This is a genomic window from Aegicerativicinus sediminis (assembly GCF_015476115.1).
GTDB classification, from domain to species: Bacteria; Bacteroidota; Bacteroidia; order Flavobacteriales; family Flavobacteriaceae; genus Aegicerativicinus; species Aegicerativicinus sediminis.
On the sequence record NZ_CP064295.1, the window covers coordinates 866,199 to 891,808 of the forward strand.

Consider the following 25,610-nt stretch of genomic DNA (forward strand, 5'->3'; position numbering starts at 1 on the left):
ACCAAAAAAAGCATCGAAAAGACCCTTCAATTCTTCACCTTTTACAAGAACATTTTCCTTACGGTCATAGGGATATCTATTCTTATTGGTGCATTGGGATCTTTTGGCTCTTTAAACATATTACGGTTGTCTGCATTTTGCATCCCACCATTAACTCCTTTGGCGCAGTATTTACTTTACGATATGCGCAGCCCGAACACCTATTATTTCTACTATAATTTGGGATGGTCTAAACTAAAACTCTATCTCTACAGCATGCTAACATCGTCCTTGGCAGCTATCCTAATCTTGATGCTATGAATGAACTTCATGTAGATAGCGTTACTAAAGAATATGACAATCGCAGAATATTAACGGATGTTCACCTAAACTGTAGACAGGGAGAAATAATTGCTCTTTTTGGAAGAAATGGTTCGGGCAAATCTACCTTAATGAAAATCATTTATGGAAGCGAGCCTGCACCAACCAAATACGTAAGGATCAACGAACATATCATCCAGAAAGGAAACACAAAACAGTTAATCAACTATTTGCCACAGCAAAGTTGCTTACCACAACAATTAAAGGTTGAAACGATCTTAAAACTTTGGAAAAAACAAGCAGATATCACTTCACTAGTAAAATTGAAGAAAGTACAAGAACTGCAAGGCAGAACGGTGAAACAACTTTCTTGGGGCGAGAAACGCTTTTTGGAAATTGCTCTTTTCTGTCATTCTATAGCGCCATTCATTTTACTCGATGAACCGTTTAATGGCCTTTCGCCCATTTTAATTTCAGATATTAAAGGCATTATAATAGCCAAATCAGCCGAAAAAGGAATTATAATATCAGACCATGACTACCAAAATGTGTTGGATGTAGCAACAAAATTGATATTGATTAACCAAGGCTATACAAAACCCATTAAGACTAAGGCCGAATTACAAGAATTAGGATATTTGCCTTAATTTAACCTTTGCATCCTAACATTTCAGAAAATGAAAAAGCTAACCATATGGATCTTATTCCTTGGAATTCAATTAAGTGGCTATAGTCAAGAAATTCTTTACAAAACATTAGAAAACATCAATTATTATACAGAGGATATTTCAAAAACAGATGGCTATATTGCCAGCAGGTGTGTACTAGATCTTTATTACCCAACCAATATTCAAGGTTTCCCAGTTGTGGTTTGGTTTCATGGTGGTGGATTAAGTGGAGGCGAAAAGTTTATTCCAGAATCACTAAAAAACAAGGGCATTGCAGTTATCAGTGTAAATTATCGATTATATCCAAAGGTGAAAGCTCCGAAATATATTGAAGATGCAGCGGCAGCTGTAGCTTGGGCATTTAAAAATATTGAAAACTATGGCGGAAGCGTTTCAAAAATATTTGTGTCAGGTCATTCAGCTGGAGGCTATTTAGCCAGTATGATTGGTCTCGATAAACGATGGTTAGAAAAACATAATATTGATGCAGATAACATTGCCGGCCTCATTCCATTTAGCGGACATACCATTACTCATTTTACCGTAAGGCAAGAACGTGGTATAAAAGGCACTCAACCCATTATTGATAGTTTGGCACCTTTATATTATGTGCGCAAAGACGCTCCCCCTTTATTACTGATAACTGGAGATCGAAATTTAGAATTATTAGGGCGTTATGAGGAAAATGCCTATATGTGGCGAATGATGAAAGAAGCAGGCCACCAAGACACTGCCTTATTTGAGCTTGATGGTTACAATCATGGAGGTATGGCCGAACCCGCATTTCCCTTACTTCTGAAGGAAATTCATAGAATTTCTAATAATTAGAATTTTAGTCATGGGGATTTTTAAAAAACCTTTACAATTCCTGCAATTTATTTTTCTGTTTTTGTCTACATCCCTATGCCTTTCTCAAAAAAGCCAAACTATCCCTATTGAGGGAGGAAAACTACATTATACAACATATGGCAAAGGAGATCCAATACTTATCATAAACGGTGGACCAGGTTTTAATAGCAACGGTTTTCAACCCCTAGCTAAAAAGTTAGCTGAAATGGGGTACATGGCTATATTGTTTGACCAAAGAGGAACTGGAGGGAGCACATTAGATATAGCTGATGAAACCACCATTACCATGGATCTTATGGTTAAGGACATTGAAACATTACGCCAACACCATTCTATAAAAGATTGGATAATTTTCGGCCATTCCTTTGGAGGAATGTTGGGAAGCTATTATGTTTCCAAATATCCCGATCCTGTGAAAGGTATAATCCTCAGTTCTTCTGGAGGTTTGGATTTGTCGCTTTTAAATTCAGCCGGAACCAATTTCACACAACATTTAACACCAACGGAAAGAGATAGTTTAGATTATTACCGCACAAAACGAAATCAATTCCCAAACGACGAAAGCATTTCAAAAATATATTACAAATTGTTTGCGAAAGCTTATGTAAAAGACGAAGCGCACGTATCTACAGTGGCAATGCGACTTGCCCAATCTGATATGAGAATAAATCGTATCGTTTGGTCTAATCTAAACGCCATAAATTTCGATGTGAAAAATATGCTAAAATCATTTGTAAGACCTGTTTTAATTTTACATGGGGATGAAGATATTGTTTCTATAGAAGTGGCCAGTGTCGCACAACATACATTTCAGAATTCTAAATTGGTTATTTTAAACAATTCCCTACATTACGGATGGTTAGATGCGCCAAACGTTTATTTTTCTGAAATTGAACAATTTTTAGAAATTTTACCCTAAACATACTTATAAACTAAGCTTCAAAAACCTAAATATGGATATCAGAAAACACAATAGTTCAGCTTGGGATCGTTATGTAGAAAAAAAGGATCGATGGACTGTTCCTGTATCAGAACAGGAATTAGAACAGGCAAAACTTGGCAAATGGGGAATTGTTTTGACACCAAAGAAGACAGTACCTCACAATTGGTTCCCGAAATTGAAGGGGTTAAAAATTCTTGGCCTAGCTTCTGGAGGTGGCCAGCAAGGCCCAATATTGGCAATATTGGGAGCAGATGTTACCATATTCGATAATTCTGAAAAACAATTGAAGCAGGACGAGACCATAAGCAAACAAAACAATCTTGGTATAAAAACCATCCAAGGAGATATGAGAGATTTGTCTGTATTTGAAGATGGTTGCTTCGATTTGGTTTTCAACCCCTGTTCTGTTTTATTCGTTGATACTATTTTACCTATCTGGAAGGAATGCTTCAGAGTTCTTAAACCAAACGGAATTCTAATGACTGGTTTAATGAACCCCCTAGCGTTTCAACTTCATGAAAAAAATTTAAGCCTTATATATAAACAACCCTTTTCTGATATTGATTCTCTTCCAAAAGAAGAGTTGGAAGAACTAATTAAAAATAAAGAAGCATTGGTTTTCGGTCATAGCCTTACTGACCAGATCGGCGGACAATTGCAGGCTGGTTTTCATATAACCCATATGTTTGAAGATGATTGGGGAGGAGATAATCCTATGGACGCCTATTTCCCAGCATTTATAGGTACTCGGGCGATTAAGCCATAAATCAAAAATGGATGGTATCCAATTCAAAGAGGGCCATAAACTAAAATCCCTTTTTGAACATAAATCAAAAAGGGATTCTTGTACCTTGGGTGGGAATCGAACCCACACGATATTGCTATCACTGGATTTTGAATCCAGCGCGTCTACCAATTCCGCCACCAAGGCAATTTTGGACTGCAAAACTAATAAAATTCTTATTCACGGCAATTAAAAACTAGGCAATTTTACTATTCCACTAAAAATAAATTCCTAAATTTGCAGCCTGTTAAACGGAAGGGGTTAAAATCCTATAAAACAAGTCTCTAATTATGTCTCAGGTAGTCGTTACCGAAGCTAAGATTTTTGGATGTACACAAAGTATGGCATTGGCTGAAAAAATTGCCAAACATTTTGGCACTAAACTAGGCAATGTAATTACCTCAACATACAGCGACGGTGAGTTTCAACCTTCTTATGAAGAATCTATTAGAGGTACCCGTATTTTTATTATAGGATCTACAAATCCAGGGCCTGAAAATCTTATGGAAATGTTGTTGATGATAGATGCAGCTAAAAGAGCATCTGCAAGACACATTACCGCGGTTCTTCCATACTTTGGTTGGGCCAGACAAGACAGAAAGGACAAACCTAGGGTGCCAATTGCAGCTAAATTAGTAGCAAAAATGCTTGAAGCGGCTGGCGCCACACGTATTATTACAATGGACCTGCATGCCGACCAGATTCAAGGATTCTTTGAAAAACCAGTAGATCACCTTTTTGCTTCAACCATCTTTTTACCTTATTTGAAAAGTTTAAACCTTGAAAATTTAACCATTGCATCACCAGATATGGGTGGTTCTAAAAGAGCCTATGCCTATTCTAAGAGTTTAGAGAGCGATGTGGTTATTTGTTATAAACAAAGGGAAAAAGCCAATATAATTTCACATATGGAATTGATTGGAGATGTAACCGGGAAAAATGTGGTACTTGTTGATGACTTGGTAGATACTGCCGGGACCCTTACAAAAGCAGCAGATTTAATGATGGATCGTGGGGCACTCAGTGTACGCGCTATCTGTACGCATCCAATCTTATCTGGAAAAGCATATGAGCGACTTGAAAATTCCCAATTGGAAGAACTAATCGTTACAGATTCAATTCCACTAAAAAGAGAGAGTTCTAAAATTCGCGTTTTAAGTTGTGCGGAATTATTTGCTGATGTAATGCATAACGTGCATTACAATCGGTCAATCGCATCAAAATTTATAATGTAACCCGAAATATTTTTAACACTATATATTTTTTATGAAATCAATTACAATCGACGGATCTAAAAGAGAAAGCGTGGGCAAAAAGGCAACTAAGGCCCTACGTAATGCTGGAGAGGTTCCTTGCGTATTATACGGAGGTGACAAGCCAGTACATTTTTCAGCACCTGAACTTGCATTCTCCAACCTTGTATATACGCCAGACGCGCACACGGTTGTTATTGCATTAGGTAATGATAAATTTGACGCTGTTTTACAGGATATTCAATTTCACCCTGTAACTGACAAAATTCTTCATATCGATTTCTACCAATTGTTCGAAGACAAACCAATAATGATGGAAATACCTGTTCATATTATAGGTACATCTAAGGGTGTATTAAACGGTGGTGTCTTAAGAAGAAACAACAGAAAGTTAAGAGTAAAAGCACTTCCAAAATATCTTCCAGATTATTTGGAGGCAGATATTACTCCTTTAAAAATTGGTGGCAAATTGTATGTAACTGATTTGCCTCAAGAAAATTTCAAAATTATGCACACCGAGAATACGGTAGTTTGCCAGGTGAAACGTGCTAGGGCAGCCATAATGACCGAAATTGATGAGGAAGAAGAATTAGAAGAAGGCGCAGAAGCAGCAACAGCTGAAGGGGCTGAAGGAACTGCAGAAGCAACTGAAGCGACTTCATCTGAATCTTAATTAAAGATCAAACTAAAAAATAAAGCATTCTGCATCTTTTAGATCAGAATGCTTTTTTAGTTTTATGGCATGATACGTGTCGTGCAAATTCTTGCCAAACTATTTAATAGAAGGCCCAAAATCACTGAAGTTGAAATTTCTATGAAAAAATATCTCATCGTTGGCCTAGGAAACATTGGCTCGGAATATTCAGAAACAAGACATAATATCGGTTTTAAAGCAGTTGAGCGTTTGGCGGATAAAAATGACGCAATCTTCCAAACTGCTAAATTAGGGGATATAGCAACCTTCAAAGTTAAAGGCAGGCAAATTATCCTTTTAAAACCTAGCACCTATATGAATCTGAGTGGCAAGGCTGTAACCTATTGGATGCAAAAGGAGAACATACCCTTAGAACATTTATTAATCATCACAGACGATCTCAATCTACCCTTTGGAACTATTCGTCTTAAAGGTAAAGGTAGCGATGGTGGCCATAATGGCTTAAAAGATCTTCAAGACAAATTAGGAACAGTTAACTACAATCGTTGTCGCTTTGGCATTGGCAATGAATTCAATAAGGGAAATCAAGTAAATTACGTACTTGGCGAATGGACCGAAGAAGAACTAACTAATCTCCCAGAAAGATTGAATAAAGTTTCCGATTTGGTCATTTCTTTTGTTCTAAGCGGCTTAAATCGTACCATGAACGAATATAACGGCACTTAAACCAATTTATGTGTTTTGAGAGCAGTGTTTATAATCTCAGATTAATTACTAACTTGCTACACCCATTAAATTGAACTATATGCGGACTTTAACTAGTGTTTTTGTCTTCTTAATCTACTTCGTCTCCGTTTCTATTTTCGGTCAGGAGCCTGCATTCAATTCTCAACAAGGGACCAGATTGTGCTTAACTGAAGAATATAATGATTGGCTTCAGAAAAAATTTCCGAACACTGTTACTAAAGAAAAACATAAGGAAGCTGTTCAGTTTTTTTCAAACACAACAAGCAACCTTAGAAGTACCTTATCACCCAATACCGTAATTCGTATTCCTATTATAGTTCATGTAATCCATGCTGGAGAGGCCATTGGCACGGGTGCAAATATTTCAGACGCACAAGTCTTATCCCAAATACAAGTCCTTAATGAAGATTTCAGGAAGATGGCTAACACTAGGGGCGATAATAATAATCCAGTGGGTGCAGATACTGAAATCGAATTTTATTTAGCGCAAGAAGACCCCTGGTGTAATCCAACAACAGGTATTGAGCGCATAGACTTATCAAGTGTTACCAGTTCTTGGTCAGGGCCAGGCGGAAATACAGATACTTATTTAAAACCAAACACTATCTGGGACCCTACAAGTTACCTTAACATTTGGACAGTCAAATTCAGTAATGTAGATAATTTAGGGTTTTCACAATACCCTGGAGGTAACCCAGAAACAGATGGGGTAGTGATAAATTATCTCAATTTTGGCAGTGATGATGATCCTAATGTAACCCTTGAGGAACCATACCACCTAGGAAGAACCACTACACATGAGGTGGGTCATTTTTTTGGCCTATACCATATTTGGGAAGGTAAAAATTGTAATGGAACAAATGACGGCATTGACGATACACCTCCACAAAGCACAGAAACCTTTGGGTGTCCAGATCCTGTTCCAGATTCTTGTCCCGACGACGAATTTCCGGACATGATTGAAAATTATTTAGACTATACAGACGATGTCTGCATGAACCTTTTTACGGAAGGTCAAAAAGCCGTTATGAGGGGTTATCTCGAGGACCCAAATTACCGTCTTTCATTAGCAAATTCAACCGTTTCAGATACGCCATTACCAATATACTCCTACGATGCAAGCATCCGAATTATAGAACTCAATGAAGATGTCTGCAACAATACCATAACCCCAGAACTATTTTTGGGAAATTATGGTTCACAACCATTAACTACTGCTTCTATCTCCTATTCAATTAATGGTATTGATACTCAGGTTTATAATTGGTCTAATAATTTGACACAAAATAGCACTACCACCATTTCTTTACCTAGTATTACATCACCGCAAGGAAATAATGTGTTAGAGGTAAGTGTATCATTAAATAATTCAGATCCTAGAACCTGTAATAATTCAGACAATAGGGCTTATGTTACGCAAGAGACTTACCCCTCAACAAGCACCATAAATCTCGAGTTGAAAACGGATAGTTGGGCCGAAGAAACTTCTTGGGAATTTAAGGATAGCTCAGGTACAGTTCTTTATAGCGATGGCCCTTACCAGAAAAATTCTGATGATGACAAAATCTTTAATTATACTTTTGAGGTAAACCAAAATGAATGCTACGTTTTTAGCATATATGATACGGATGGAGACGGAATTTGTTGCACCTATGGCGATGGTTATTATCAACTAAGCACAGGAGATAACACCTTAATATTTAGTGGCGGTGAATTTGAATTTGTTGAAGCAACAACTATATCCACGGCTGTTTTATCCACACCCGATTATTTTCATAACTCAAATATTAAACTGTTTCCCAATCCTACAAAAAACGAAATATTCATTAAAGTCGGTAACAATGAATTACCAGATTCTTATGAGGTTTTTGATATGCTAGGTCAAAAAATTCAATCTTCTCAAATTGAATCCAACAATGATTTAATGATTGACGCCCTAAGTTTTTCGTCGGGATTGTATTTTGTTAAATTGAAAAAAGGTAATGCCAAGCAGGTATTCAAGTTCATTAAGCACTAAATAAATTTTAAAAATTCACGAATAGTCATTTCTTGTCTAAATAGTTAATTTTACACAAAAACTCTTTGGAACTATATCCCCTTTCCGATTCTCTTCCACTTGAACCTACAGTTGTAACCGTTGGCACCTTTGATGGAGTTCATCTGGGACATCAAAAAATAATAACCCGTCTCTTAGAAATTGCGAAACGGGAAGGCAAAAAAACGTGCATCCTAACCTTTTTTCCACACCCTCGCATGGTGTTAAAGCCAGACTCCAACATTCAATTACTTCAAACCATTGAAGAACGGAAAAATGAGTTGAAGCAATTAGGCATAGACCATGTTGTTATCCTTAAATTCAATGAACAATTTTCAGAATTAACAGCTGAAGAATATATCAAACAGTTCTTGCTCGACCAATTAAAAATGTCTTACATGATAATTGGATATGATCATAAATTTGGCAAGAATCGTGGCGCAGGCATTGAAGAACTAAAATATTGGGGCAAAAAATTAAATTTTGACGTAGAGGAAATTTCCGCGAAAGATATTGATGAGGTTTCAGTAAGTTCTACTAAAATTAGAAACCATCTTCTAAATGGTGAGGTTGAAAAAGCTAGTGCGTTTTTGGGTCATCCCTATTATATCAACGGAATTGTAGTTAAGGGTGAAGGCATAGGAAAAGATTTAGGTTTTCCAACAGCCAATATTGAGGTGACAGAATCGTATAAACTTATTCCTTCAATGGGTGTTTATGCAGTTCGCGTTGTCATTTCCGAGACACTTTACCCAGGCATGCTAAACATTGGGTTTAACCCCACATTTAAAGACAGATCAAAATCGATAGAGGTCAATATTTTCAATTTTAATAGGGACATTTACGGCGAACCTATAAAAGTTTTATTTGTAAAGTGGATGCGTGACGAATTGAAATTTGCTACGGTTGAGGATCTCACCAACCAATTAAAGAAAGATAAAGAATCGGCTTTAAAGCTACTTTAATGACCAGTCCAAAATTCTTATTTACCAGAATAGACAATAGTCCATTAATTGTTTTTAGAATAATTTTTGGGTTTTTGGTTTTAATGGAAGGCGTTGGGGCTATATTCACTGGATGGATAAAACGCACACTTATAGAACCACAGGAAACCTTCACATTTATTGGTTTTGAATGGTTGCAACCCTTGGGTGGAAATGGTATGTATTTTTATTATGCCATTATGGGTTTGTTAGGCCTTTTAATAATGGTTGGCTACAAATACCGTTGGAGCATTTTTGCATTTACCCTGATGTGGACCGCTACCTACTTAATGCAAAAATCGTCCTATAACAATCATTACTACTTATTAATACTCCTAAGCGGAATCATGGCGATTGTGCCAGCTAATAGGTTTCTTTCAGTAGATGTTAAATTAAATCCTAGTTTAAAAAAACGTTCGATGCCTAATTGGTGTAGGTGGATATTTGTTCTGCAAATGTTTATAGTTTATACCTACGCAATGATCGCCAAGCTCTACCCCGATTGGCTAGATGCATCCGTCCCTAAACTATTAATGGCACCAAAATCAGACTTTGTAATTGTTGGGGATTTACTACAGGAGCGTTGGGTACATTATGCCATCGCCTATGTCGGGATTTTCTTTGATGGGTTAATTGTACCCCTTTTGCTTTGGAAACGTACGCGAAAGTATGCCTTTATTGGCTCGATATTCTTCCATCTATTTAATTCATTTATTTTCCATATCGGAATTTTCCCTTATATGTCATTGGGGCTTTGCGTGTTTTTCTTTCCTCCAAAGACAATTCAAAAAATATTCTTTCCCAAACAGGAATATTTTGAACCTGTTGTAGGAGAAAAACCTAGATATTATAAACCTGCTATTGCAATTTTAACAGCATATTTTATTGTTCAAATATTATTACCGCTCAGACATTGGGCGATTAAAGGCGATGTGCTTTGGACTGAAGAAGGACATCGGCTTTCTTGGAGAATGATGTTGCGTTCCAGAAGCGGCAATACCACATTTAAGTTGGTAAATACTAAAACAAACGATAGCATACCTATAAAACTATCTGATTTTCTAACCTCCAAACAACGTAGATCAGTTAGCACAAAACCGGATGTTATGTGGCAATTTGCACAAAGGTTAAAAAGACATTATGCTCAAGAGGGTATTGAAATAAAAGTTTTTGTGGATTCAAAAGTGAGTGTAAATGGAGGTCCACACTGGCAATTGATAGACCCCAAAGTCGACTTGGCAAATGTTCCCTGGGATCACTTTAGGCACAATGATTGGATTCTTCTCCCCAATTAAGGCAAAACCTTTCTAGTACAAACAAAATCTTCATACTTTTGCAGTCTTATTTTCCAATTGAAACAGGAAAATAAACATCTTATCAAAGAATTAGGTTATGCTGCAATTGTCTTACATACGAGAAAACAAAAAGAAAGTAATTGAAAGACTCTCCAAACGCAACTTGGACGCCACTACAATGGTTGAAGAGGTTATTGCTTTAGATGAACAAAGAAGGGTCACCCAATCTAAGTTGGATGGTATACTTGCTGAATCAAACCGATTTTCTAAAGAAATAGGAAACCTTTATAAATCTGGTGAGGTTCAAAAAGCCAATTTACTAAAGGAAAAGACTTTGCAACTAAAGGAACAGTCAAAGGAGTTATCTGAAAATTTGTCAGATCTCATAAATACCTTAAACAATTTACTTTATAAAATCCCCAATGTTCCTAATTCTATTGTACCAAAAGGAAAAACCCCTGAGGATAACTTGGAGGTATTTTCCCATGGCGAAATTCCTGATTTAGGCGCAAGTGCACTACCACATTGGGAATTGGCTAAGAAATATGACATTATTGATTTTGAATTAGGGAACAAGATAACTGGTGCTGGCTTCCCAGTTTATAAAGACAAAGGAGCTAAATTACAGCGTGCACTTATTAGTTATTTCCTAGATAAAAATACGGCTGCAGGATATACGGAATATCAATTACCGCACTTGGTTAACGAAGATTCTGGGTTTGGTACCGGACAATTACCAGACAAGGAAGGGCAAATGTATCATGTTACGGAAGACAATTTATATTTAATCCCAACAGCTGAAGTTCCTGCCACTAATATTTACAGAGGCGATTTATTACAGGAAAATGATTTACCGATAGCATTAACAGGTTATACCCCTTGTTTTAGAAGAGAGGCTGGCAGTTATGGTTCAGATGTAAGGGGGTTAAACCGATTACATCAATTTGATAAGGTTGAGATTCTTCGCATAGAACATCCAGACAATTCTTACAATGCTTTAGATAGTATGGTTGAGCATGTAAAAGGAATCTTGAATGAATTAAAACTACCTTACAGGATTCTGAGGCTTTGTGGTGGAGATTTAGGTTTTACCTCTGCACTCACTTATGATTTCGAGGTTTATTCGACGGCCCAGAAGAAATGGCTTGAAATATCTTCTGTTTCTAATTTTGAAACATTCCAAGCGAATCGATTAAAGCTTCGTTATAAAGATAAGGAAGGCAAAATCCAGTTATGCCATACGTTAAACGGAAGTTCTTTGGCGCTCCCTAGGGTGTTAGCCGGCATATTGGAAAATTATCAGACGGAAGACGGAATTCTAATACCCGAAGTATTAAGGCCTTACACCTCTTTTGACCAAATAAACTAAAGAGTTAAATATTTCAATTTATCGATTAAGTGTTATATTTTAACGTCGTTCGTCGATTTTTTTTAAGAAATCTTTGATTTTTAGTAATTTTTTAAGAAGTTCGTAGAGCCTTAAAACAACCTACAAATGAAGAATATAAAACGACTTGTAATTTTGGTGGCGCTGCTAGTAATAGTGAGCAAAATTTTCTTTTAAAGAGTATAAACCCCATTTTATACATACAGACCCAAATCCTTCAGAATAAATAAGCAATTTTATAAAAGTTGATTAATAGCATTTTATTTTGAAAGGTATGCCCAGTTTCCCTCTGGGCATTTTTTATGAAGCTCTTCACAATATCAGTTGCAGCCATTTGTTATATTTACAAGAATTACATCTGAATGAGAGGGATTTTAAGTTGGATTTTAGTATTCAGTTTTTTTTGGGTTTCTGCCCAGGAAGAACAGCTTGCTGATGAATATTTCAAAAATGGAGAATTTGAAAAAGCACAATTGGCCTATTTAAAACTCTTTGAAAATGAACCGGCAAACAATTCATATTTCTCCAAATTATTAGATAGCTACAGGCAATTAGAAAAATTTGAAGATGCAAATGCCTTGGTAAATAGCCGTTTAGCTAGAACCAAAAATCCATCTTATTATGTTGAATTGGGCTATAATTATCAGTTGATGGATAGCACAGCCAAAGCAGAATTAAACTACAAAGAGGCCATTGAAAGAACAAGGGAGAATCCTATTTTCTCTTATATGGTTGGTAATAAATTTCATGATTATTCACTTTTAGATGAAGCTTTGGAGGTTTACCAATTGGCAATGGAAAATTCAGAAAAGGTTAATTTGAATATTCAAATAGCGCGTATCTATGGTGAAAAGGGAGAAGTGGACAAAATGTTCGACGGGTATTTAAACTACACCGCAGATAAACCAGAATTTACCTCTAACGCCAAGCGTATATTTACAGATTTTGTTTCTGAGAATTCGGAAAACGAAAATAACCTCATGCTGAAAAGGTTATTATTAAAACGCATCCAAGAATCCCCCGAGATTTATTGGTACGATCTACTAAGTTGGCTATTTGTGCAGGAAAGAGATTTCAAGAAGTCCTTCATACAGGAAAAAGCACTTTATAGAAGAAGCCCCGAAAGCCTCAGTCGGTTGATGGGCTTGGGCATCACTGCCATGGAAGAGGACGATATTGAAACCTCCAAGGATATTTTTACGTTTATAACCGAAAACACACAGGATCTCCAACAAAAATTGGTATCGCATGAATACCTTTTAGATTTAAAAATTAAGGAAGCCAAATCGGATGCAGATTTAGCAGCAATAAAACAGGAGTATGAACGTCTGTTTTCAGAGTTCGGACGATTTGAGCAAACCTTATCACTACAAGTATCTTATGCTTACTTTTTAGCCTTTCATTTAAAAGACCCAAAGGCAGGTAGCGATTATTTGAAAAAAAGCCTCAACCTTCCATTATCCCAATTTCAGCAAGCTACAGTAAAAATGCAACTCGCCGATATTTTGGTATTTCAAGAGAAATTTAATGAGGCCCTTATTTTTTATACACAAATACAGGCTAACCTGAAAAACAGTTCTGTTTCCCAAGAAGCGCGTTTTAAAGTTGCAAAGACAAGTTATTACAAGGGTGATTTTGATTGGGCAGAAAGTCAACTAAAGATTTTAAAGGCCTCCACCTCTCAATTAATTGCCAATGACGCTTTAGATTTGAAGCTTTTAATTTCAGACAATAAATATGAGGATTCCCTTAGAACTTCATTAAAATTGTATGCCAAAGCTGATTTATTTGCTTTTCAAAACCGAAAAGATGAGGCTATTTCTTTGCTAGACAAGATTCTTGAAGAACATAAGGGGGAGAGTATTACGGATCAGGCTTTATATAAACAAGGCAAACTTTATGAAGAAAAAGGTCTGTATGACAAGGCCATTGCAAATTACGAACAAATCATTTCCGATTATGGCGAGGATATTTTGGTAGATGATGCGTTTTTTAGATTAGGGGAAATTTATTCCAGCAAATTGATGGACCCAGAGAAGGCCAAGGGATTTTTTGAAAAAATAATTTTCCATCACGAGGATAGCATTTATTTCGTGGAAGCCCGAAAAAAATACCGAATGCTAAGAGGTGATGCCATAAACTGATTAACCTCAGATAATTGGCATTATCCCGATTATTCAAGTATCTTTGAAAACTAAGTATTACCGATGATTATATACAACGTTACCTCCCTTGTTGATGAGGAAATTTTACCTCAATGGCTCGAGTATATAAAAAAGCATATGAAGGATATGCTTGACACCGGGAAATTTCAGTCTGCTACCCTTTCTAGAATTATTACGGATCAAGAGGAAGGACATTCCTATTCCGTACAATACAAATGTGAAACCCGGGAACTTTTAAATGAATACTACGAATTGGATGCCAAGGCGTTAAGGGAAGATATTATCGAAAAATTTGGTGGTCAAGTAATTTCATTTAGAACTGAATTGGAGGTTCTGCATGAACAATAACTCCAAAAACGAATACAATTCTGTTCGAGCCAAAAAGCATCTAGGTCAGCATTTCCTGAATGATCCATCTGTTGCGGAAAAAATTGCTGAAACCCTTTCATATATAGGTTACAAAAAGGTATTGGAAATTGGGCCAGGAATGGGTGTTTTGACACAATTTCTTCTTGAAAGTGAATCCACTGAAACCTGGGTTGTGGAAATAGACCAAGAGTCTGTGCATTACCTGAGGATGCATTTTCCCAAATTGCACCACACCATAATTGAAGGAGATTTTTTGAAATTGAGACTTGAGAATTTTTTCAAAAATGAACAATTTGCTATAATTGGTAACTTTCCCTACAATATTTCTTCACAGATTGTTTTTAAGGCATTAGAATATAAAGAATGGATTCCCGAGTTTTCTGGAATGTTTCAAAAAGAAGTGGCTGAACGTATTTGCTCTAAGGAAGGAAGCAAGGTGTATGGCATTTTATCCGTTTTAACCCAAGCATTTTATGATGCGGAATATTTATTTACAGTTCCTCCAAACAAATTCTCACCTCCTCCCAAAGTCGATTCGGGTGTTTTGAAATTAACTAGAAAAGAAAATCTAGAATTGGGGTGTGATGAAAGTTTATTTCAGCGGGTAGTGAAGACTGCGTTTCAACAAAGACGCAAAACCCTACGCAATAGTTTAAAAACCTTCGATCTATCCGAAAATTTAAAAGCAAATGTTATCTTTGGCAAACGTCCGGAGCAATTGTCCGTTAGCGGTTTTGTTGAGCTCACGGAAATGATCAGCCGCGATTAATCCTTAAAATTCTATTTCAAATTGTCTGAAGATAAAAACCATATCCAATTTGAATTAACCGATGAACTTCTAGCAAAGGTCGAATCTCTTGTTTCCTACAAAAAGAACAAGGAATTAAAGGCCTATATGGATGAGTTTCACTATGCGGATATAGCTGAAATTCTCGACGAACTAGAATTAGAAGATTCGGTTTACATCATTAAGTTGCTCGATTCTGAAACGACTTCGGATGTCTTAATGGAAATGGATGAGGACAACCGGGAAAAGGTCCTTCAAAATTTATCTGCCAAGGAAATTGCGGAGGAAATCCAAGAATTAGATACTGATGACGCGGCCGACATCATTGCCGAACTTCCTGAGGAGCGAAGACATGCTGTAATTTCTAGCATAGAAGACGAGGAGCATAAAGCGGTTATAAAAGAACTATTAGCGTATGAAGATGACACGGCTGGTAGTTTAATGGCAAAAGAACTTGTTAAAGTCTATGAAACCTGGACAGTGGCTGGTTGTTTGCGACGAATAAGAGCACAAGCAAAAGACGTTACTAGGGTTCATTCAATTTATGTAGTAACAAAACAAGAAAAATTAATAGGTCGACTGTCCTTAAAGGATTTAATTGTTGCCAAAAGCGACCAAAAAATATCTGATATTTTCATATCGTCAGTTGATTATGTTTTTGTGGAGGATGACGTGGAAGAAGTGGCAAGAATTATGGCCAAGTACGATTTGGAAGCTATTCCAGTTGTAGATGAGGAAAAAACATTGCTTGGTAGAATCACCATCGATGACATCGTGGATGTTTTAAAAGAAGAGGCCGATAAAGATTACCAATTAGCGGCGGGTATTACTAATGATGTTGAGGCTGACGACAGTATTTTTGAATTGACAAGAGCCCGGTTACCTTGGTTATTAATTGGGATGTTTGGCGGTCTTGGTGCTGCAACCATCATAACTGGCTTCCAGAATGTAATGCAAGATTATGTGATTTTACTTTCTTTTGTCCCATTAATACAAGCAACTGCCGGTAATGTTGGTGTTCAATCTAGTGCTATAGTGGTTCAAGGATTGGCTAATGATACGATTAAGGGGGAGGTAATTACACGCTTAATGAAAGAATTTTTACTGGGACTGGTAAATGGATTGGCTATAGCTTTGGTTGTTCTTCCCGTAAGCCATTTCTTGTTTAAAACACCTTATTTAGTCTCTGCTACAATTTGTATAGCCTTAATTACCGTAATTGTTATCGCAGCCCTGATTGGTACGTTTATACCAATATTTCTAGATAAGCGCGGGGTAGATCCCGCGGTTGCAACTGGTCCATTTATCACTACAAGCAACGATATTTTCGGCATACTTATATATTTTGTTATCGCTAAAGCAATCCTTGGATTTTAAATGAAAATTCTTCATCTCGACAGCAACCATCCACTGTTGATTAAACAACTTACAGATTTAGGGTTTCAAAATATTGAAGATTATACTTCATCGAAGAAAGAGGTTGAGGAATTTATTTCAGAATATGATGGAATAATTATTCGTAGCCGTTTTAAAATTGACAAATCATTTTTAGATGCAGCGAAAAATCTAAAATTTATTGGTCGTGTCGGTGCAGGGTTAGAAAATATAGATTGTGGTTATGCCGAGAAAAAAGGAGTACAATTAATTGCCGCACCTGAAGGCAATCGAAATGCTGTGGCTGAACATGCCTTAGGGATGTTGTTATCCCTCATGAATAAACTAAGAATAGCTGATCAACAGGTCCGAAATGGGCTTTGGTTGCGTGAGGCGAATAGAGGGGTGGAACTAGATGGCAGAACAGTTGGTATTATTGGTTATGGCAATATGGGTAAGGCGTTTGCAAAAAAACTACGGGGCTTTAGTGTTAAAGTAATTTGTTACGACATAAAAGAGGATGTGGGAGATGAAAACTGCCAACAAGTTTCCTTAAATGAGTTACAACAACATGCTCAAGTGTTAAGTTTACATGTTCCCGAAACTCCTTTAACTGTTGGCATGGTTAATTCACAATTTATCAACGCCTTTAAACATCCGTTTTATTTGATAAATACGGCAAGAGGAAAATGCATAAAGTCTAAAGATTTGGTCGAGGCATTACAAAATGGTAAAATTTTGGGAGCAGGTTTAGATGTTCTCGAATTTGAAAAATCTTCATTCGAATCCTTATTTACCGACCAACACCTACCTGAAGAGTTTAATGCCCTTTTAAATTCTGACAAGGTTATTTTTAGCCCCCATGTAGCAGGGTGGACTATAGAAAGCCACCAAAAATTAGCGCAAACAATTGTAGATAAAATTAGAATTCAATTCTGCTAATTCCACTTATCTTTACACCTCACAATCTAAATTTTAAGGTTTCATCCTATTCTGAAAAATGGTACTTTAGTAGGTAGCTCCGTTCCTCATTTTCAGAATAAAGCTAAAAATTGAAAGTAACCCGGATGAATTATAACGCCACCACACCTGAAGAGTACATTAAATTAATTCCAGAAGACCGCAAACCTATTTTCAAAAAACTTAGGGCTGTAATTAATGAACATATACCCGAGGGTTTTGAGGAAGGTATCCAATATAAAATGATTGGTTGGTATGTACCTCACTCCGTTTACCCATCTGGATATCATTGTGATCCTAAAACGCCACTGCCATTTATGAATTTGGCTTCACAAAAAAATTTTATCGCCCTTTATCACAGCGGTATTTATGCCGACAAAAAGCTAAACGATTGGTTTATTAATGAATTCCCCAAACATGCAAAACGAAAATTGGACATGGGGAAAAGTTGTATCCGTTTCAAATATTTAGATGACATTCCTTATGATCTAATTGGTCAATTGGCAGCCAAAATGTCTTCAGAAGAATGGATTTCAATATATGAAGCAAGCACAAAAAACAAATAAAATGAAAAAACGAGTTACTGGCATAGGAGGCATATTTTTTAAATCATCAAATCCAAATGCGTCTAAAGAGTGGTATAAAAAACATTTAGGCCTAAACACAGACCAGTATGGATGCACTTTTTGGTGGATGGATTCAGAGGGAAATGAGTGCTCTACCCAATGGAGTCCTTTTCCAAAAGACACCAAATATTATAATCCATCAAAAAAAGAGTTTATGGTAAATTATAGGGTTGAAAATCTTGAATGGTTATTGAGTCAATTAAAAGCTGAAGGAGTAACAATTGTGGGAGACATGGAAACGTATGATTATGGAAAATTTGCTTGGATTATGGATAATGACGAAAATAAAATTGAATTATGGGAACCAATTGATAAAGCATTTAAATAAATTTTAATATTGACAATAATGGATGACAACAAGAATCTTAAGGACGAATTAGATGACTTACTTAACGATGCTAAGGAAGGCGCTAAGAAACTTGAAGATGAGGCTAAACAATCTGCTAAAGAGTTTACGGATAGTGCTAAGGAGACATTTGGAACCACAACAGAAAATAAAAAGATATTGGCTGGGGTTTTGGCTATCCTATTAGGAGGATTGGGGATCCATAAATTTATACTTGGCTATACCAAGGAGGGCATTATTATGCTGATATGCACGCTAGTATTAAGTCTCATTACTTGCGGCGTAGCTAGTGGACTTGTTTGGATAATTAGTATAACAGAGGGTATCATCTATCTTACCAAAACAGATACCGAATTCTACAATACTTATCAATTAGGGTATAAGCCATGGTTTTAATTTGAAAAATATTTGGACAAAAGGTTTATAATTCATTTTATTATCGTAATATTGCAATATTAAAATATTAAAATATTAATTAATGGGAGCTTCTAAAACAGATCTTTATCCAAAAGACATTACAGAACTGGCTGAAATTGCCAAGATATTAGCACATCCTGCGAGAATTTCAATTCTCAACTATATTAGTCAACAGAAAGCATGTATCTGCAATGACATTGCGGAAGAAATTGGTTTGGCCCAACCAACCATTTCCCAACATCTTAAAGTTATTAATGATGCAGGATTGTTAGATGGAACCTATAAAGGCAAAAGTGTTTGCTATTGTTTGAACCCAGAAAAAATGAACTGGTTTAAAAAAACACTTACAGAATTCTTAGAAGCCACTACTCAAACTTGTTGTTAAAACCTAATCATATGAATACAACTGAATTCCTAGACTTGATTAATGCAAATCCGAATAAAGCCTTAATCTTTCAATTTCCAAACGGTGAAACCATTGGACATAACTACCATATAACTGAAGTAAAACATGCAACCATTAATTCGGTAGATTGTGGCGGAAGGGAGGATTCCTGGCATGAAACCATTATTCAGTTGATGGAAGGATCTCCTGAAATTGGAAAAAAAGAATATTTATCCACATTTAAGGCAAAGGGAATTTTCAAAAAAGTCGATCGCAGTTTCAAGTTTGTTGAAAACTCAATTTTAAAATTTGAATACGGCAACGACCATTTTCATACAGCTCAGTTATTTGTTAACCATTACGAAACATCGGACAAGCAACTTTTAGTTATTTTAGGTGTAGTTCCTACTCAATGTAAAGCCAAGGATGCATGCGGAATTCCGGCCAAACCTGAATTGGAGCTCACGGAAGAAAATTGCTGTTCACCTGCTAGTGGTTGTTGTTAAATGATAAAATCTGTTTTTATTCGTCCGATTTTCAAGGAAGATTGGAAAGAAATTGCGAGTATTTACAAACAAGGAATGGAAACAGGTATTGCCACTTTTGAAACTGAATTACCTTCATGGAAAAAGTGGAAAAAAAGCCACCTTATCGATATCTCTATTGCGGCTCAATTCAATAATAAGGTAATAGGATTTGCTACACTTTCTCCTACCTCAAAACGTAAGGCTTACAAAGGGGTGGCAGAAGTTTCTATATATGTAGGTTCTGAATATAGCAATAGGGGTGTCGGCAAAAAACTTATGGAAGAATTAATTTCAATAAGTGAAATGCACGGATTTTGGACTCTTCAATCAGCTATTTTCCTTGAGAATAAAGCAAGCATTTATCTTCATGAAAAATTTGGGTTTAGGAAAATTGGGTTTAGGGAAAAAATCGGTCAGCGCAACGGCCGTTGGTTCGATAATATTCTAATGGAAAGGCGATCTAAAAATGTTAATTGGGAATAACAGGATTTAATTCTTCATCTCTTTTTTAGAAAACTTCCTTTCTAATTCAGCCTGAAATTCTTCCATTACGGGTTTAACAGTACTTTCTGGCAAGTCAGCAATTCTTATATACATTAAGCCGTCAACCGAATTGTTGAATAATGGATCTACATTAAAGGCGACCACTTTTGCATTTTGCTTAATATATTTTTTAATTAATACGGGCAGCCTTAAAGTTCCAGGTTCAAGTTCATCAATAACCTTATCAAATTTATTTAAATCGGATTCTGTTCCGTCGAATACAAAATCCTTATCGGCATCTTTCAATTTTACCTTGAATTCCTTTTTTGGTCTTACATATTGGGCCACATAAGGATCGTAGTAATGGGATTTCATAAATTCAATCATCAAAGATTTGGAGAAATTGGTGAATTTATTACTAATACTCACCCCTCCAATAAGGTATTTATGCTCAGGATATCTTAGGGTTGTGTGCACAATTCCCTTCCATAGCAAAAACAAAGGCATCGGTTTTTGTTGATATTCACTAATGATAAAAGCCCTTCCCATTTCAATGGACTCGCTCATCATTTTATATAATTCCGGCTCAAACCGAAATAAATCTTGAAGGTAAAAACCATCAATACCAAATCGGGCAAATATCTTGGACCCCAAGCCCATCCGATAAGCACCAACAAGCATTTCCATATCATTATCCCATAAAAACATATGGTGATAGTATGCATCAAAACGGTCTAAGTCAATTGATTCATTGGTTCCCTCTCCTATTTCACGAAAAGTAATTTCACGCAAGCGACCTATTTCTCGTAGTATATAAGGAATATCCTCTGGCTTGGTAAGAAACACTTCATAATTCTTACTTTCCAATAACCTTGAATCATTAGTTCGTAAAAATTCGACTTCCTTCAACATTGCCTCCTTGTCGACTGCTGTTACAATACGTTTAGGAGGTTTAGGCACCTTTAGGCTAGAAGATAAATTGCTTAAGATATTTCCACCCACATCAAAAGAATTAGCTAGTATGTAAGTCTTTCTCCTTAAGAAATCCGTAAAATCATTTAAATGCTCAAATTCCCGCTGATCATTAACTGGAATAGGCCTTCCAATTCTTACCCGTATAATACGTCTTTTTTGGGTTAATAATTCACTAGGGAGTTTTGCCGTTCTAAACGTATCACTAATACGAGAAAGTTTATAAAATAACTTACTGTTTTTCGCGTGAAAATAGACTGGCACTATAGGAACTTCAGCCTTCTTAATCAACTTCATAGCGGCTTCCTCCCATGGCCTGTCTACCATAAGTTTACCATCTCGATAGGTGGAAACCTCACCAGCCGGAAAAATGCCTAATGGATGACCATCGCGTAAATGTTGAATGGCATTTTTAAAACCTACAATACTACTTTTTACATCCTTTCTATCCTCAAAAGGATTTACAGGCATTATAAATGGCTTTAGAGGCTCGATTCGGTGAAGAAGAAAATTGGCGATAATTTTAAAATCTGCACGCTGTTCCAGCATCAATTTCAAAAGCAGAATACCATCAATACCGCCTAACGGGTGGTTAGAAATGGTTATATAAGCCCCATCCTTGGGCAATCTTTTTAAATCTTCTTCAGGAATTTCAAAACGAATTTGAAAATCGTTGAGAATTGCATCTAGAAACTCACTATTATTTAGATGCTTATTTCTACGGTAAATCTTGTTCAGTGTAGAAATTTTAAGAAGCTTCATTAGCAACCATCCCGAAAACGTTCCAAGCAAACCATACTTGTCGGTTTTTATCACTTGGGCAACTTCCTTTGGGGTTACCAATCCTGTATCTATTTGATTAGCCATCCCCACAAATTTAGTCAAATTGTTTATTTGGTCACCATTTGAACCGTTTGCTGAGTTAACTGCTTCAATAATACTTCTTTATCACTCTCCATTTGCTTAATTGCAGCATCGCTGTAATGGCGAATGGTATAAAGAGCTACGTCTTTTGTACAACTAACCTTGAATTTTGCCTTTAGGTGCTGCAACAATTGGTCAATATTATTATAAATGTCATCCACGCAAACAGAGAAAGATATTGCTGAGTTCTGAATAACATCTACCTTCATTTTATAAGTACTTAAATGACGAAAAATCTCACTGATATTCTCCTCAACTATATAAGAGAAATCAAGCGATGAAAGAGAAATTAAGATCTGATTTTTCTTTACGATAAAACACGGTACTTCTGGTTCCAAACCAATCCCCCGGCCAACGGTAGTTCCCGGATCGGTTGGTTTCAAAAAGGATCTTACCAATAATGGTATTTCTTTCCCTTGTAGCGGCTGTAACGTCTTTGGGTGAATCACCGAAGCCCCGTAAAAGGCCAATTCTATTGCTTCTGTATAAGATATTTTATTTAGTTGTTGGGCATTTTCAAAGTATCGAGGATCCGCATTTAAAACCCCTGGAACATCTTTCCATATGGTAACACTTTCACCATTTAAACAATATGCAATTATCGCCGCCGTATAATCTGAACCCTCACGGCCCAAGGTTGTGGTAAAATTGTTAGGATCGCTTCCTAGGAATCCTTGGGTAATGTTAAGAACATTTGGATTAACTTTTTCACGAATAAGATTTCCGGTTAATTCCCAATCTACGTTAGCCCTTCTATAATAATTATCGGTTTTGATCATTTCACGCACATCTAACCAGGTATTTGTAAGTCCAACCTGATTAAGATAAGCACTAACTATGGTCGTAGAAAGCAATTCCCCATAACTTATGGTTTGGTCGTATACATAATTATAATCTGGAGATTTGTTCCTATCAAAAAACCCTTTCAATTCATTAAAAAGACCGTCTACTTTTTCAAAAATTTCATGGGAATCATCCTCGAATAGATCTAATAAAATACTATTGTGGTATTTCTTCACTTCCTGAATAGAGCTTTGAAAAGCCGGATCTTTTTGAAAATAATTTTTAATGACATCCTCAAGGGCATTTGTAGTTTTGCCCATCGCTGATATGACCACTAGCGTATCCTTATAGCCAACTGTATTTAGTACATGAACTAAATTCTTAACCCCATCGGCATCTTTAACAGAAGCCCCTCCAAACTTATAAACTTTCATTTCTAATAGAATCTAAATAAACTTCAATACCTTTTTCATCTAATTGAACGACCCGCCATTCTTCTAAAATGCGACCGCCTTTCTTCTTATATAATTCAATTGCAGGAGTATTCCAGTCTAAAACCTCCCAACTTATTCTTCTAACCTTCTCGTTATGGCCATAGGACACAACCGTATCTAATAGTGCACTTCCTATTCCATTTCCACGATATTCTTGTTTAACAATTAAATCCTCCAAATGTATAGCCCTACCTTTCCAAGTAGAATATCGATCATATACCAATGCCAAACCAATAACTTTTCCCCCTACTTCTGCAACCCAACATTTATATAACGGATTGTCCGAAAAACCATCCCGCTCCAAATCTTCCAAAGTGACAACAACAGCATCTGGTTCTTTTTCAAAAATTGCCAAATCTTTAATCAGTGATAACACTGCTGGCATATCACCTTTATTTCCTTGTCTAATAGAGAATTCCATGGTCTTAAAATAAGGGTGCAAATATAATTTAAAGTTTCAAAGATTAGCTCAGATTTCTTTAGCGAAAACGATGTAGTAAGTTAAAATTTGAGGATATTTGTAGTCTAAATCTTCAAACCATCATGTCTCATACCCATCAAACTCTAGGAGAATTCATTATTGAGAACCAAGCGGCCTTTGCATATTCTTCTGGAGAACTTTCTAAATTGATAAATTCCATAAGGTTAGCAGCCAAAGTTGTAAACCATGAAGTTAATAAAGCTGGCTTGGTGGATATATTAGGAAATGCTGGCAATAAAAACGAATCTGGCGAAAATCAACAAAAACTAGATGTTTATGCTAATGACATGTTCATCAATACTTTATCTAATAGAAATATTGTTTGTGGTATTGCTAGTGAGGAGGAAGAAAGTTTCATTTCCATTAATAGCCAAGATGAAAACCACCAAAATAAATATGTTGTTTTAATAGATCCATTAGACGGTTCTTCCAACATAGATGTTAATGTTTCGGTTGGTACCATATTCTCCGTTTATAGAAGGGTTACCCCTATAGGAACTCCAGTTACTATTGAAGATTTCCTGCAACCAGGTAAAAACCAAGTTGCCGCGGGTTATGTTGTATATGGCACTTCGACCATGCTTGTTTATACTACAGGTGCAGGCGTTAATGGTTTTACCTTAAATCCAGCCATAGGAACATTTTATTTATCTCATCCGAATATGTCCTACCCAAAGAATGGCAGAATTTATAGTGTAAATGAAGGTAATTATATACATTTCCCACAAGGAGTAAAGAAATACATAAAATATTGCCAACAAGAGGAAGGTGACAGACCTTATACCAGCAGGTATATAGGATCCATGGTTTCCGATTTTCATCGTAATATGCTAAAAGGGGGTATTTTTATGTATCCTAAAAGTTCTAAAGCCGAAGAAGGAAAATTACGCCTGTTATATGAATGCAACCCCATGGCTTTCCTAGCTGAACAAGCAAATGGGAAGGCTAGCGATGGCTTTAACCGAATATTGGATATACGGCCTAGGGAATTACATCAGCGTGTACCTTTTTTCTGTGGTAGCAAGAACATGGTCGATAAATTAGAAGAATTTATGCAGGAGGAACAGGCCTCTAACTACTAACGGTTCATTGCCTTAATTTCGATCATAAAGGTTTCCAAATCTACACCATTACCAACAAGGGTAAGAGCTTTGTCGACTATATAAGGAACATTTTCCGGAGTAAAACCAAGACCAATACCAATTTTCCTAATTATTTTCTCCTCATCATCACCTTTAATGTGGTCCACATATACCATTCTGGCAAGATCGTATAAGCGTTCCAACCTGTGTTCGTAAAATACAGGTGGATTTATTGGATGACGGTAATAATCAGTTAAAATTTCCTCATAATCATCCTCGCTAATGTCAAGGTTTTTTGAAAGCCGATCCAAAAATGCTTTTTCGCCATCGGAAATATAACCATCTCCCATAGCCACCCTAACTATTGCTGCAAAATGGTCCCTATTTCGTTGCCTGAAACCATTATCAAATAAATCTGAAAACCCCATATAAAATGCATTACTAGGCTATCAAATATAGCAATTTTGCTTTCAATTTTTCTATGACATTTATCACAATAAGTGTAAAACGAAACTTGAATTATTGTAGATAAACTT

At 36.3% G+C, this 25,610-nt stretch carries 27 protein-coding genes and 1 tRNA gene; 23 read left to right on the top strand and 5 right to left on the bottom strand.

The annotated features are described in order from the left end of the window. Window positions 1-296 precede the first annotated feature (296 nt). The 4 genes from ISU00_RS03810 (at window position 297) to ISU00_RS03825 (ending at window position 3,526) form a co-directional block, all read left to right on the top strand. Complete coding sequence (locus tag ISU00_RS03810; protein ID WP_228852716.1) at window positions 297-947, top strand: ATP-binding cassette domain-containing protein; 651 nt, start codon at window positions 297-299, stop codon at window positions 945-947. A gap of 30 nt (window positions 948-977) precedes the next feature. Then, complete coding sequence (locus ISU00_RS03815; RefSeq protein WP_228852717.1) at window positions 978-1,796, top strand: alpha/beta hydrolase; 819 nt, start codon at window positions 978-980, stop codon at window positions 1,794-1,796. Between the two features lie 61 nt (window positions 1,797-1,857). After that, window positions 1,858-2,736, top strand: a complete 879-nt coding sequence (locus tag ISU00_RS03820) for an alpha/beta fold hydrolase (protein ID WP_228852718.1) — start codon at window positions 1,858-1,860, stop codon at window positions 2,734-2,736. 34 nt (window positions 2,737-2,770) lie between these two features. Beyond that, on the top strand, window positions 2,771-3,526 hold the full coding sequence (locus ISU00_RS03825; RefSeq protein WP_228852719.1) for a class I SAM-dependent methyltransferase: 756 nt from the start codon (window positions 2,771-2,773) through the stop codon (window positions 3,524-3,526). Window positions 3,527-3,607: 81 nt separating this feature from the next. Here the strand turns inward: ISU00_RS03825 and ISU00_RS03830 are convergent. After that, a tRNA-Leu gene (locus ISU00_RS03830) sits at window positions 3,608-3,691 on the bottom strand. Window positions 3,692-3,834: 143 nt separating this feature from the next. Between ISU00_RS03830 and ISU00_RS03835 the strand changes: the two genes are divergently transcribed. The 18 genes from ISU00_RS03835 to ISU00_RS03920 all read left to right on the top strand — a co-directional run bounded on the left by ISU00_RS03835 (window position 3,835) and on the right by ISU00_RS03920 (window position 20,338). Further along, entirely contained in the window at window positions 3,835-4,779 is a 945-nt protein-coding gene (locus tag ISU00_RS03835) for a ribose-phosphate pyrophosphokinase (protein ID WP_228852720.1), read from the top strand. A gap of 31 nt (window positions 4,780-4,810) precedes the next feature. Then, window positions 4,811-5,470 (top strand): 50S ribosomal protein L25/general stress protein Ctc, encoded by a 660-nt coding sequence (locus ISU00_RS03840; RefSeq protein ID WP_228852721.1) that lies wholly within the window; start codon window positions 4,811-4,813, stop codon window positions 5,468-5,470. 141 nt (window positions 5,471-5,611) lie between these two features. Continuing rightward, the gene (gene pth / locus ISU00_RS03845) at window positions 5,612-6,178 is read left to right on the top strand and encodes an aminoacyl-tRNA hydrolase (RefSeq protein ID WP_228852722.1); all 567 of its coding nucleotides are present in this window, start codon (window positions 5,612-5,614) and stop codon (window positions 6,176-6,178) included. A gap of 79 nt (window positions 6,179-6,257) precedes the next feature. After that, window positions 6,258-8,216: a M43 family zinc metalloprotease gene (locus ISU00_RS03850; protein WP_228852723.1), complete on the top strand. Its 1,959-nt coding sequence runs from the start codon at window positions 6,258-6,260 to the stop codon at window positions 8,214-8,216. Between the two features lie 65 nt (window positions 8,217-8,281). After that, window positions 8,282-9,199 carry a bifunctional riboflavin kinase/FAD synthetase gene (locus tag ISU00_RS03855; protein ID WP_228852724.1) on the top strand — a complete coding sequence of 306 codons (918 nt, stop codon included), beginning with the start codon at window positions 8,282-8,284 and terminating at the stop codon, window positions 9,197-9,199. Continuing rightward, on the top strand, window positions 9,199-10,512 hold the full coding sequence (locus ISU00_RS03860) for an HTTM domain-containing protein (protein WP_228852725.1): 1,314 nt from the start codon (window positions 9,199-9,201) through the stop codon (window positions 10,510-10,512). The genes ISU00_RS03855 and ISU00_RS03860 overlap by 1 nt, the downstream gene beginning before the upstream one ends. A gap of 97 nt (window positions 10,513-10,609) precedes the next feature. Then, entirely contained in the window at window positions 10,610-11,881 is a 1,272-nt protein-coding gene (gene serS, locus ISU00_RS03865; RefSeq protein ID WP_228852726.1) for a serine--tRNA ligase, read from the top strand. A gap of 380 nt (window positions 11,882-12,261) precedes the next feature. After that, entirely contained in the window at window positions 12,262-14,043 is a 1,782-nt protein-coding gene (locus tag ISU00_RS03870; protein WP_228852727.1) for a tetratricopeptide repeat protein, read from the top strand. 63 nt (window positions 14,044-14,106) lie between these two features. Then, window positions 14,107-14,412: a DUF4286 family protein gene (locus tag ISU00_RS03875; protein WP_228852728.1), complete on the top strand. Its 306-nt coding sequence runs from the start codon at window positions 14,107-14,109 to the stop codon at window positions 14,410-14,412. After that, a complete protein-coding gene (gene rsmA, locus ISU00_RS03880; RefSeq protein ID WP_228852729.1) occupies window positions 14,402-15,202 on the top strand; it encodes a 16S rRNA (adenine(1518)-N(6)/adenine(1519)-N(6))-dimethyltransferase RsmA in 801 nt (266 codons plus the stop codon). The genes ISU00_RS03875 and rsmA overlap by 11 nt, the downstream gene beginning before the upstream one ends. A 21-nt stretch (window positions 15,203-15,223) precedes the next feature. After that, window positions 15,224-16,597, top strand: a complete 1,374-nt coding sequence (mgtE, locus tag ISU00_RS03885; protein ID WP_228852730.1) for a magnesium transporter — start codon at window positions 15,224-15,226, stop codon at window positions 16,595-16,597. Next, entirely contained in the window at window positions 16,598-17,536 is a 939-nt protein-coding gene (locus ISU00_RS03890; protein WP_228852731.1) for a 2-hydroxyacid dehydrogenase, read from the top strand. A gap of 125 nt (window positions 17,537-17,661) precedes the next feature. Continuing rightward, window positions 17,662-18,120, top strand: coding sequence for a DUF1801 domain-containing protein (locus ISU00_RS03895; protein ID WP_228852732.1), 459 nt, complete (start codon window positions 17,662-17,664; stop codon window positions 18,118-18,120). 1 nt (window position 18,121) lies between these two features. After that, window positions 18,122-18,508, top strand: a complete 387-nt coding sequence (locus tag ISU00_RS03900) for a VOC family protein (protein WP_228852733.1) — start codon at window positions 18,122-18,124, stop codon at window positions 18,506-18,508. Between the two features lie 18 nt (window positions 18,509-18,526). Then, window positions 18,527-18,922, top strand: a complete 396-nt coding sequence (locus tag ISU00_RS03905) for a TM2 domain-containing protein (RefSeq protein ID WP_228852734.1) — start codon at window positions 18,527-18,529, stop codon at window positions 18,920-18,922. Between the two features lie 82 nt (window positions 18,923-19,004). Beyond that, window positions 19,005-19,328 carry an ArsR/SmtB family transcription factor gene (locus tag ISU00_RS03910; RefSeq protein ID WP_228852735.1) on the top strand — a complete coding sequence of 108 codons (324 nt, stop codon included), beginning with the start codon at window positions 19,005-19,007 and terminating at the stop codon, window positions 19,326-19,328. An 11-nt stretch (window positions 19,329-19,339) separates the two neighbouring features. Beyond that, window positions 19,340-19,834 (top strand): DUF6428 family protein, encoded by a 495-nt coding sequence (locus ISU00_RS03915; protein WP_228852736.1) that lies wholly within the window; start codon window positions 19,340-19,342, stop codon window positions 19,832-19,834. Next, window positions 19,835-20,338, top strand: coding sequence for a GNAT family N-acetyltransferase (locus ISU00_RS03920; RefSeq protein ID WP_228852737.1), 504 nt, complete (start codon window positions 19,835-19,837; stop codon window positions 20,336-20,338). Between the two features lie 6 nt (window positions 20,339-20,344). On the opposite strand, the gene ISU00_RS03925 is transcribed toward ISU00_RS03920, so the two are convergent. From ISU00_RS03925 to ISU00_RS03935, 3 genes are read right to left on the bottom strand one after another with little or no spacing between them, the layout of a single operon-like run. After that, window positions 20,345-22,177, bottom strand: a complete 1,833-nt coding sequence (locus tag ISU00_RS03925; RefSeq protein ID WP_228852738.1) for a GNAT family N-acyltransferase — start codon at window positions 22,175-22,177, stop codon at window positions 20,345-20,347. A 23-nt stretch (window positions 22,178-22,200) separates the two neighbouring features. After that, window positions 22,201-23,451, bottom strand: coding sequence for an aspartate kinase (locus ISU00_RS03930; protein ID WP_228852739.1), 1,251 nt, complete (start codon window positions 23,449-23,451; stop codon window positions 22,201-22,203). Then, complete coding sequence (locus ISU00_RS03935) at window positions 23,438-23,932, bottom strand: GNAT family N-acetyltransferase (protein WP_228852740.1); 495 nt, start codon at window positions 23,930-23,932, stop codon at window positions 23,438-23,440. The genes ISU00_RS03930 and ISU00_RS03935 overlap by 14 nt, the downstream gene beginning before the upstream one ends. A 122-nt stretch (window positions 23,933-24,054) precedes the next feature. Here ISU00_RS03935 and fbp point away from each other — a divergent pair, with 122 nt between their 5' ends. Then, window positions 24,055-25,074, top strand: a complete 1,020-nt coding sequence (gene fbp / locus ISU00_RS03940; protein WP_228852741.1) for a class 1 fructose-bisphosphatase — start codon at window positions 24,055-24,057, stop codon at window positions 25,072-25,074. On the opposite strand, the gene ISU00_RS03945 is transcribed toward fbp, so the two are convergent. Further along, the gene (locus ISU00_RS03945) at window positions 25,071-25,502 is read right to left on the bottom strand and encodes a tellurite resistance TerB family protein (RefSeq protein WP_228852742.1); all 432 of its coding nucleotides are present in this window, start codon (window positions 25,500-25,502) and stop codon (window positions 25,071-25,073) included. The genes fbp and ISU00_RS03945 overlap by 4 nt on opposite strands. Between the last annotated feature and the right edge of the window lie 108 nt (window positions 25,503-25,610).

Bases quoted from the DNA above. Each gene is read 5' to 3' on its own strand.
- ISU00_RS03810 (WP_228852716.1), top strand. From the start codon at position 297: ATGAATGAACTTCATGTAGATAGCGTTACTAAAGAATATGACAATCGC.
- ISU00_RS03815 (WP_228852717.1), top strand. From the start codon at position 978: ATGAAAAAGCTAACCATATGGATCTTATTCCTTGGAATTCAATTAAGT.
- ISU00_RS03825 (WP_228852719.1), top strand. From the start codon at position 2,771: ATGGATATCAGAAAACACAATAGTTCAGCTTGGGATCGTTATGTAGAA.
- ISU00_RS03835 (WP_228852720.1), top strand. From the start codon at position 3,835: ATGTCTCAGGTAGTCGTTACCGAAGCTAAGATTTTTGGATGTACACAA.
- ISU00_RS03840 (WP_228852721.1), top strand. From the start codon at position 4,811: ATGAAATCAATTACAATCGACGGATCTAAAAGAGAAAGCGTGGGCAAA.
- pth (WP_228852722.1), top strand. From the start codon at position 5,612: ATGAAAAAATATCTCATCGTTGGCCTAGGAAACATTGGCTCGGAATAT.
- ISU00_RS03850 (WP_228852723.1), top strand. From the start codon at position 6,258: ATGCGGACTTTAACTAGTGTTTTTGTCTTCTTAATCTACTTCGTCTCC.
- ISU00_RS03860 (WP_228852725.1), top strand. From the start codon at position 9,199: ATGACCAGTCCAAAATTCTTATTTACCAGAATAGACAATAGTCCATTA.
- serS (WP_228852726.1), top strand. From the start codon at position 10,610: ATGCTGCAATTGTCTTACATACGAGAAAACAAAAAGAAAGTAATTGAA.
- ISU00_RS03870 (WP_228852727.1), top strand. From the start codon at position 12,262: ATGAGAGGGATTTTAAGTTGGATTTTAGTATTCAGTTTTTTTTGGGTT.
- ISU00_RS03875 (WP_228852728.1), top strand. From the start codon at position 14,107: ATGATTATATACAACGTTACCTCCCTTGTTGATGAGGAAATTTTACCT.
- rsmA (WP_228852729.1), top strand. From the start codon at position 14,402: ATGAACAATAACTCCAAAAACGAATACAATTCTGTTCGAGCCAAAAAG.
- ISU00_RS03890 (WP_228852731.1), top strand. From the start codon at position 16,598: ATGAAAATTCTTCATCTCGACAGCAACCATCCACTGTTGATTAAACAA.
- ISU00_RS03895 (WP_228852732.1), top strand. From the start codon at position 17,662: ATGAATTATAACGCCACCACACCTGAAGAGTACATTAAATTAATTCCA.
- ISU00_RS03900 (WP_228852733.1), top strand. From the start codon at position 18,122: ATGAAAAAACGAGTTACTGGCATAGGAGGCATATTTTTTAAATCATCA.
- ISU00_RS03905 (WP_228852734.1), top strand. From the start codon at position 18,527: ATGGATGACAACAAGAATCTTAAGGACGAATTAGATGACTTACTTAAC.
- ISU00_RS03910 (WP_228852735.1), top strand. From the start codon at position 19,005: ATGGGAGCTTCTAAAACAGATCTTTATCCAAAAGACATTACAGAACTG.
- ISU00_RS03915 (WP_228852736.1), top strand. From the start codon at position 19,340: ATGAATACAACTGAATTCCTAGACTTGATTAATGCAAATCCGAATAAA.
- ISU00_RS03920 (WP_228852737.1), top strand. From the start codon at position 19,835: ATGATAAAATCTGTTTTTATTCGTCCGATTTTCAAGGAAGATTGGAAA.
- ISU00_RS03925 (WP_228852738.1), bottom strand. From the start codon at position 22,177: ATGGCTAATCAAATAGATACAGGATTGGTAACCCCAAAGGAAGTTGCC.
- ISU00_RS03930 (WP_228852739.1), bottom strand. From the start codon at position 23,451: ATGAAAGTTTATAAGTTTGGAGGGGCTTCTGTTAAAGATGCCGATGGG.
- ISU00_RS03935 (WP_228852740.1), bottom strand. From the start codon at position 23,932: ATGGAATTCTCTATTAGACAAGGAAATAAAGGTGATATGCCAGCAGTG.
- fbp (WP_228852741.1), top strand. From the start codon at position 24,055: ATGTCTCATACCCATCAAACTCTAGGAGAATTCATTATTGAGAACCAA.
- ISU00_RS03945 (WP_228852742.1), bottom strand. From the start codon at position 25,502: ATGGGGTTTTCAGATTTATTTGATAATGGTTTCAGGCAACGAAATAGG.